Raw genomic sequence first — 9,089 nt, forward strand, 5'->3', positions numbered from 1 at the left:
GAGCAAGAGGGCTTTGCCGGGAAGGGCGAGCCCGGGAAGGATCGAGAGAGAGCGTCCCGGGCCGATCCCAAGAATTCCGGAGATGATCGATGAGCCCGAGCCTCGCCGCTGTCCGCAGCAAAGCGACCCAAGCTGAATTTTCCTTCGCGACCGATGATAAGCCGCACGCGCTGATGATGGCGGCGCAGAAGCTGGTCGGCCTGCTGGCCAAGGGCCAGCCGATCAATGTCGTCGGCCTGCGCGCGGCGATGGAAAGCGCCTTTGGCGCGAGCGACGCGGAGGGCGCCTGGCGCTGGAAGGACGCTTACGAGGCGCTGGAGGCGGCGCAGGTCCTGTTTCTGCGCCGCTATAGTCCGGCGATGATCGCGCGGTCGAACCAGGAGCCCGCGCGCGTCCTGGCGATGCTCTCGAAGTTAGGAGCGTTGCTGCCGAGCGAGACGCGGCGCTCGGAAGAAAGCCACGCTCTGCAGCAGTTCTCGACGCCGCTGGAATCCGCCTATGTCGCTAGCCTCGCGGCGGGGCTCGGCGCTGGGGACATCGTGCTCGAACCCTCCGCCGGCACGGGGATGCTCGCGATCCATGCCGAGCTTGCCGGCGCGAAGCTCATCCTCAACGAATGGGCCGAGACTAGAGCTGATCTCCTGAAACTCCTGTTTCCCGGAGCGCCGCTCAGCCGTTTTGACGGCGCGCAGCTTCACGATCGCCTCGACCCGAGTGTCACGCCAAGCGTTGTGCTGATGAATCCGCCGTTCTCCTCGTCGCCGCTGATCGAGGGTCGACACGCTGCGGCGACATTCGAGCATATCCGGGCGAGCCTCGCGAGTCTTCGAACTGGCGGCCGGCTTGTCGCAATCACCGGCGAGACCTTTACGTCGACCTCGAATAGCTGGCGCGGAAGCTTCGAGCGTTTGCAGGAACAAGGACGGCTTGTCTTCACCGCCTCGCTCGCGCGCGGATTTTTCGCTCGCCATGGGACGAGCGTCGAAAGCAGGCTGACGGTTTTCGACAAGACGCCGGCTGAAAATCCAAAAGAATTTCCCGGCGGATTTGGTCCGATCGCGGGCCTTCCCGAGCTGCTCGCGCTCGTGCAGCGGGAAGTTCCGCCGCGCGCACCCTTCGCTGCGGACGCGCCGGTCCATGGCGATACATCGGTCCTCGGAGGAGTCGGCGCGATCGCCGATTCGATCGCGCCAATCTTTACAACACGCCGCGCGGCCCCGCTTCTCGCGTTCACGGAGCCGCCGCGCCCTGCCCCGCGCAACTACGCGGACGTTGCTCCGGTCCATGCCCCGCGCTCCGCTTCGCCGGTCGAGATCGTCGAGCTCGCCTATGAGCTTCGCCAATGGAAAGCGCCCGAGGGCGGCGCGCTCAGCGCCGGCCTCTATGAGCCCTATGCCGTGCAGTCGATCGCGATTCATGGCGCTAACCCACATCCGACGACGCTCGTGCAATCCGCCGCCATGGCGTCAGTCGCGCCGCCAAAGCCCTCCTATCGGCCGCATCTCCCCAAAAGCGTCATCGCGTCAGGGCTTCTCTCCGACGCGCAGCTCGAGAGCGTGATCTCCGCCGGCGACGCCCATTCCAGCCATCTTGTCGGCTCCTTCCTCGTCGATGAAAGCTTCGATACGGTCTCCGTCGCCCCCGACGACGCCGAAAAGGCGGTGCGCTTTCGCCGCGGTTATTATCTCGGCGACGGCACCGGCGCCGGCAAAGGTCGTCAGGTCGCGGGCGTCGTCCTCGACAATTGGCTCAAAGGTCGGCGCAAAGCGCTCTGGATCTCCAAATCCGACAAGCTGTTCGAAGACGCGCAGCGGGACTGGGCGGCGCTCGGCCAGGAGAAGCTGCAGATCGTCCCGCAGTCCCGCTTCAAGCAGGGCACGTCGATCGGCCTTTCCGAGGGCATTCTGTTCACGACCTATTCGACTCTGCGCTCGGACGAACGCCAGGGCCGCGACGGCGTGTTGAAGGCTGCGCGCCTGACGCAAATCGTCGACTGGCTGGGAGCGGATTTTGACGGCGTCATCGTCTTCGACGAGGCGCACGCCCTCGCCAACGCGGTCGGCGACAAGGGCGAGCGCGGCGAGAAGACCGCCTCGCAGCAGGGCCGTGCCGGCCTGCGGTTGCAAAACGCCCTGCCCGACGCCCGGGTCCTTTATGTCTCGGCTACCGGGGCGACGACCGTCGCCAATCTCGCCTACGCCACGCGTCTCGGGCTGTGGGGCTCGACGGACATCCCCTTCGCGACGCGCCAGGACTTTGTCGCGGCGATGGAGGCCGGCGGGATCGCCGCCCTGGAGGTGCTGGCGCGTGATCTGAAAGCGCTGGGCCTCTATGCCTCGCGCGCCCTCTCCTACGCTGGAGTCGAAGTCGAGATGCTGGAGCACCAGCTTTCGGCGGAGCAGATCCGCATCTATGACGCCTACGCCGGCGCCTTCGAGATCATTCATAACAATCTGACCGCGGCGCTGGAAGCCGCGAATATCACCGGCGAAGGCGGCCGGGCCTATAACCGCAACGCCAAGAGCGCCGCGCGCTCGGCCTTCGAGTCCAATAAACAGCGCTTCTTCAATCACCTGATCACGGCGATGAAGGTCCCGAGCCTGATCGTCTCGATCGAACGGGATTTGAAAGCCGGCCACGCCGCCGTCGTTCAGATCGTCTCGACCAGCGAAGCGCTGATGGAGCGCCGCCTTGCTGAAATACCCACTTCGGAATGGGGTGATCTGTCCTGCGACATCACCCCGCGCGAATATGTTCTCGACTATCTCGCTCACTCCTTCCCGACCCAGCTCTATGAGGTCTATTCCGACGAGAATGGCGATCTGCACTCTCGGCCCGTGGTCGACGAGCACGGCAATCCCATCCAGTCGCGCGAGGCCATGGAGCGCCGGGATCGCCTGATCGAGCATCTCGCCGCCCTTCCCGCCGTGCAGGGCGCGCTCGACCAGATCGTCCAGCGCTTTGGGACCGAGCTGGTCGCCGAGGTCACCGGCCGCTCGCGGCGGATCGTGCGCAAGAACAACGCCGACGGCTCGGACCGGCTTTGCGTCGAGAACCGGCCGGCCTCGGCCAATCTTGGCGAGACGCAGGCCTTCATGGATGACGAGAAGCGCATTCTCGTGTTTTCCGACGCCGGCGGCACGGGGCGGTCCTATCACGCCGACTGCAGCGCCAAAAACCAGCGCCTGCGCGTCCATTATCTACTCGAACCCGGCTGGAAGGCTGACAACGCCATCCAGGGCCTTGGGCGCACCAACCGCACAAATCAGGCGCAGCCGTCCTTGTTCCGTCCCGTCGCGACCAATGTGAAGGGCGAGAAGCGCTTTCTCTCGACGATCGCCCGGCGGCTCGACACGCTCGGCGCCATCACGCGGGGCCAGCGCCAGACCGGCGGCCAGGGCCTGTTCCGGCCCGAGGACAATCTCGAATCGCCCTACGGCCGCGCGGCGCTGCGCCGGCTCTATCAACTGGTCTATGCCGGCAAGGTCGAAGGCTGTTCGCTGACGCGCTTTATGGAAGCGACGGGCCTCGATCTCACCGACCAGGACGGCAGCCTCAAGGAGGAGTTGCCGCCGATCTCGACCTTCCTCAACCGCATCCTTGCTCTGCCGATCGCGCTGCAGAACCTCCTCTTCGAGGTGTTCGAGGGGCTGATGGAAGCGCAGGTCGAGGCCGCGATCCAGGCCGGCGTCTTTGACGTCGGCGTCGAGACGCTGGCGGCCGAAAGCCTTGTCGTCACGAACCGTCAAACGATCGCCGTGCATGGCAAGAGCGGTGCGGAGACGCAGCTTCTTACGATCCTGCGCAAGGACAAGACGCGGATCACGACGCTGGGCGAGGCGCTCGACTATGCGACCGCCTCGCAAAAATCGCGACTGATGATCAACGACCAGTCGGGCCGCGCGGCCGTCAAATTGCCAGCGACCGCGTTGATGCAGGACGACGGCTCGGTTCAGCCGCGGGTTCGTCTGCTGCGACCGACCCATGCTGAAGTGGTCGCCGTCGATGCCTTACAGCGCTCGCATTGGCGCGACGCAAGCTCGGAAGAATTCCGGCGGGCATGGGAGATAGAGGTCGCATCCCTTCCGGAACTGACCGAGAGCACGTTCCATATCGTGACCGGCCTGTTGCTGCCGGTCTGGAACCGGCTCCCCGACGAAGCGGCACGAGTCTATCGGTTGCAGACCGATGAGGGCGAACGGATCATCGGCCGGCTCGTCTCGCCGGCGAGCGCCGCCGTCCTCCTCGAAGCAACGGGCGCCGGGGCCCCTGTGCTTGCGCAAGCAGCGGCCCTTGCCGCGGTGATGCAGGACGGCGCGGGGCTCGTGCTCGCTGAGGGGCTGGTCCTCAAGCGCTCGCTCGTGATGAACCGGCATCGGCTCGAACTCACGGGCTTTAGCGACACGATGGTCGACCGATTGAAGGCGCAGGGCCTTCTTTCCGAAATCATCGCCTGGAAGCTGCGGCTCTTCGTGCCACTTGGTGACGACGTTGCAAAGATCATCGAGAAGCTCCTGGCGCTCTATCCGCTGCTCCGCGTCGCGCCTGCGACCCGCGTGAATTCTTGAGAACGGTGGGAGGCAGTGATGGAAAGCCCCACTCGGACTCTGTCCAGCGGCCTCGCCGAGCATGTCGAGGACGTCTGCAGGCATTATCTTTCGAACGGTCGTCGGTGCGGCAATTATTGGATCGTCGGCGACGTGAACAACCACGCCGGCCGAAGCCTCTATGTGCGGCTCAAGGGGCCTCTCTCTGGTAAGGGAGCGCGGGGCAAATGGGCTGATGGCGCGACAGGCGAATATGGCGACCTTCTTGATCTCATCCGCGCGCGAGAGGGGCTCGCGTCCTTTCGCGATACGCTCGACGAGGCGCGGCGCTTTTTGGGGGCGCCGCGCGCAAGAAGTTCGGAGCGACGAGACCGCCATTCGAGCGAACACGACACCGTTGCGCTCGCTCAAGAGATTTGGGCGGCGTCGCGCCCGATCGACGGCACGCCAGCGGAGGCCTATCTCCGCGCGCGGAAAATCGCCGCCGATCTTCACGACGCGCCGCTTCGCTATCACTGGGCGCTGCTTTATCGCGACCCCAAATCTCCGCCCCGAAAATTGCCGGCGCTCGTCGCCGCCGTCACCGACAACAACGGCGAGATCAGGGGCATTCATCGAACCTTTCTAGATCTGGCGCGTAACGACAAGGCGAACGTCGCTTCTCCACGACGTTCGCTCGGCGTCATACTCGGCAACGGCGTACGTTTCGGCGCCATCGATGACTTCGCCATCATCGGCGAAGGAATTGAAACGGTCCTCTCGCTCAACAGCGCTTTTCCCGGCATTCCGACGGTCGCGGCGCTTTCCGCCGCGCATCTTGCCGCTTGGCGTCCGCCATCGAGTCTACGACGGCTTGTCATTGCCGCCGACAACGACGAGCCGGGTCGAAGCGCTGCGCAAAGACTGTCTGCGCGAATGAAAGATCATCTCATCGACGCGACGACGATCATTTCGTTCGGCGCTGATTTTAACGGCGAGCTGCGTATGACCTCGCGCGAAAGCATGCACGACCGGGTTGCACGGCTGATTTGGGGCTGAACGCCAAGTTGTCGCCGCGCCGTTGAACGAGGCGTCTTCTATGTCTCGAGTTTTGCGAGGGCTTCGGCGTGATCTAGAAACGGGCCATCTACATCCAGATGATCCATTTATGGGACATATCCGGGGCCTCACGCTTGCGCAAACGAGTTTTGAGCTATAAATAAAGCGTTGAGCAAAAGGTGGTCTATTAATAGGGCGCTAGCGATGGCCAAGCCGATAACCCGACCCTATTCCCGCTACAGCCACGACGCCGTCGTGATGCTGGGTCAGCTGATCCGGCGCGCCCGGATCGAACGGAAGATGACGACGACCGAACTGGCCGAGCGCGCCGGGCTGTCTCGCGGTCTCGTACAAAGGATCGAGAAGGGAGATCCGGGCTGCGGGATCGGCGCCGTGTTCGAGGCCGCGGCTATCGTCGGCGTGCGCCTCTTCGACGCCGATCAGGCCGCGCTGACGAGCGCGATCGGAATCAATACGGCAATACTCACACTTCTGCCCAAGGCGGTGCGCGTTTCCAAGGTCGAGGCCAAGGATGACTTCTGAAGCCGCTCCAAAGGAAGCGTTCGTCTGGGTCTGGCTGCCCGGCGCGATTGAACCGGTCGTCGCCGGCAGGCTCGCCGCCGCGGGCGATCAGCTGCTCTTCAATTACGGGCGGAGCTTTCTCGCCAGGAAGAACGCAATCCCGCTTTATGAACCCGAACTGCCGCTGCGAGCCGGCGTGCTGCCGCTTCTCAATGGATTGCGGATGCCGAGCTGCATCCGAGACGCGGCGCCCGATGCTTGGGGCCGGCGCGTTATCCTCAATCGGAGGCTCGGCGTTAAGGGGCCCGGAATCGATGTCGCTTCGCTGGACGAGCTTACCTACCTCCTCGAATCTGGTTCCGACCGGATCGGCGCTCTGGATTTTCAGACGTCCGCCACCCGCTACGTCGCTCGTGAGGCGGCGCCTGCCTCGCTTGAGGAGCTATCGACCGCCGCCGCGAGCATCGAAGCTGGCATCCCTCTCACCCCGGAGCTCGATCAGGCGCTGTTGCATGGCAGCTCCATTGGCGGCGCCCGTCCGAAAGCGATGATCGCGTCGGCAGATCGGAAATACGTCGCGAAGTTCTCATCGCAAAGCGATCTCTACAGCGTCGTCAAAGCTGAATACGTGGCCATGCGTCTTGCGGCCGAGAGCGGGTTGGACGTGGCGGGGGTGACCTTGCAGCGGACAGCCGGCAAGGACGTTCTGCTTGTCGAGCGTTTCGATCGGGAGAAGGCAGGAGAGGGTTGGTGCCGTCGCGCGATGGTCTCCGCTTTGACGCTGCTCGAGCTCGACGAGATGATGGCCCGTTACGCCAGCTATGAAGACCTGGCGACCGTCATCCGACACCGCTTCGTGGCTCCGAGGGAAACCCTCAGAGAGCTGTTCGGCCGCATACTGTTCAACGTCTTGTGCGGCAACACGGACGATCACGCTAGAAATCATTCGGCCTTCTGGGACGGCGAGAAGCTGGCGCTCACGCCGGCCTATGACATCTGCCCCCAGGCGCGCGCCGGGGGCGAAGCCACCCAGGCGATGCTGATCGCCGGCGGCAAGCGACTGAGCCGGGTTGGCCTGTGCCTTGACGCCGCTCCGTCGTTTTTGCTTTCGCAGGCGGAGGCATTGGCTATGGTGCGGCATCAGATCACGACGATCTGTGATCGGTGGGCGGCGGTCTGCGCCGAAGCCGCCCTCAGCGACGTGGATCGAAGCCTGCTATGGCGAAGGCAGTTCCTGCATCCGTTTGCTTTCGAAGGCGCCCCGCCAACGCTCTCAGCGCTGCTGGCGTAAAATGCAGATGCTTTACGGAGCGCAGCAATGAGGACTCGACGGTGCTCGAGGGGGAGCTCATCGTAAGCGGCGGTCTGTTTTCGCGAGAGGGCCGCGCGCCGGCCTGAGAGAGCAGCGATGTCGCCACAAGCGGCTCGCTTGCCGCAACGCTTCCCGCCGACTTCTTTCCCCTGCCCTATGCTTGCGCTTCGGGCATTCCTCGCGACCCAAAGAAGTCGTCGGGTAGCGTTCTTCGCTTTGCTTCGACCCTCTGGGTGCGGCGCGAACCGCCCGCGGCTCAAGATCGCCGTCAGGCCGCGATCGGCGCGGCCTCAAGCGAAAGACTTCCGACATGAACGATGAATTCGCCTCTAAGTCCTTTGAGAGCATTGCTCCCGACCACGACGCTTCATCTCCTTCTTCGCATCTTCTGGACGAACTGGCTTCGCATGGCTATCGCCCCCTGGACGACGAACCTGATCCGCGCCCTCTGCCCTCCTCTGCCACCGCGTCCCTTGCGCTCGAGTCCGCCGTCGAAGCCCTATCGAACCTCTTTCTCGACACCCGTCTCGAAGCCGATCTCCCCGACCTCCTGTGGTCCTTCGTCAATCTCTTTCATCGCAAGGCGCAGCGTATCGACCGCGAACTCGACGACAACGAAACCGCGCAACGGCGTTCGCAGGCCGAACAGGACGGCTCCGAAATCCGCTCAGTCGAACTTGAGCGGCTGATCGCGCAAGGGCTCACACTCACCGAACGACGCAACGCCTTCGAATTCTTTCGCGACCATCTCGCGGAGCTTTACGCGACCGAGACCGGTTCCTCTTGGCGTCCGCGCTCGGGATCGCAGGTTAATCACCGCGCCCTGACGGCGGCGATGATCGACAGCCGGGACTTCCTAAACGCCAAAAAGCTCGTCGAGACGCAGGTGCTTCTGCCACTCGGCCCTCGCATCGCGTTCGCCGGCGGTGTGGATTGCAACGATCATCAACGAATCTGGGATACGCTCGACAAGGTGCACTCGAAGCACCCGGACATGGTTCTCCTCCACGGCGCGGGTCCGAAGGGCGCAGAGCGCATCGCCGCCTGTTGGGCGGACAATCGCAAAGTTCCCCAGGTTGCCTTCAAACCGGAGTGGACGCGACACAAGAACGCCGCGCCCTTCAAGCGCAACGACGCGATACTCGAGGCGCTGCCCATCGGGGTCATCGTCTTCCCGGGATCGGGGATCGTCGAGAACCTCGCCGACAAGGCCCGCAAGATGGGGATCCCGGTGTGGCGGTTCGCCAAGGAGGGCAGCTAGGCCGAGAGGCCAAAGTCCGACGACGACTGAATGGCGCTTTCGGACGTGAGGGCGTTGGCGCAAAGTCTATGCGAGGGCCGCGTCCATGAGGACTGTGATCCGAGTCGGAGTTAGCCGCGGCTAACGCGCCTAAAAATTTCTGATCCGAACGAGAAAAGCAGAAAAAGTTAGCCGCGGCTAACGACCCCGTGCCCGCCAGTTAGGTGGGCGGCGCGCCTAGAATTTACTGCGCCGGCGCGATCCGGCGCTGCATCTATTGCGGCAAGACGAATCGCGAAGCCGTTAACGTCTTGTTAGTACTAAAAACGTTGCGCCTCCCGGCAGAATCGGCATTAATGCGCAAAGACGCGCTTAGAGTGCGAAACTTTGAAAAACTCCGCAGCTTTGATTTGGTGAGACCCTTTCCGGC

5 protein-coding genes are annotated in these 9,089 nt (G+C 63.7%); all 5 read left to right on the forward strand.

Annotated features, from left to right (window positions below; genetic code table 11):
- Window positions 1–89: 89 nt before the first annotated feature.
- Window positions 90–4,568 (forward strand): strawberry notch-like NTP hydrolase domain-containing protein, encoded by a 4,479-nt coding sequence (locus MMG94_RS20825; RefSeq protein ID WP_016919161.1) that lies wholly within the window; start codon window positions 90–92, stop codon window positions 4,566–4,568.
- Between the two features lie 18 nt (window positions 4,569–4,586).
- Entirely contained in the window at window positions 4,587–5,585 is a 999-nt protein-coding gene (locus MMG94_RS20830; protein ID WP_016919160.1) for a DUF7146 domain-containing protein, read from the forward strand.
- A gap of 204 nt (window positions 5,586–5,789) precedes the next feature.
- Window positions 5,790–6,128, forward strand: a complete 339-nt coding sequence (locus MMG94_RS20835) for a helix-turn-helix transcriptional regulator (protein ID WP_016919159.1) — start codon at window positions 5,790–5,792, stop codon at window positions 6,126–6,128.
- Window positions 6,118–7,398 (forward strand): type II toxin-antitoxin system HipA family toxin, encoded by a 1,281-nt coding sequence (locus tag MMG94_RS20840; RefSeq protein ID WP_016919158.1) that lies wholly within the window; start codon window positions 6,118–6,120, stop codon window positions 7,396–7,398. The genes MMG94_RS20835 and MMG94_RS20840 overlap by 11 nt, the downstream gene beginning before the upstream one ends.
- Before the next feature lie 331 nt (window positions 7,399–7,729).
- Window positions 7,730–8,680 (forward strand): DUF2493 domain-containing protein, encoded by a 951-nt coding sequence (locus MMG94_RS20845; RefSeq protein ID WP_016919157.1) that lies wholly within the window; start codon window positions 7,730–7,732, stop codon window positions 8,678–8,680.
- Window positions 8,681–9,089: the final 409 nt, after the last annotated feature.

Source organism: Methylocystis parvus OBBP (assembly GCF_027571405.1).
In the GTDB taxonomy this organism is placed as follows: Bacteria; Pseudomonadota; Alphaproteobacteria; order Rhizobiales; family Beijerinckiaceae; genus Methylocystis; species Methylocystis parva.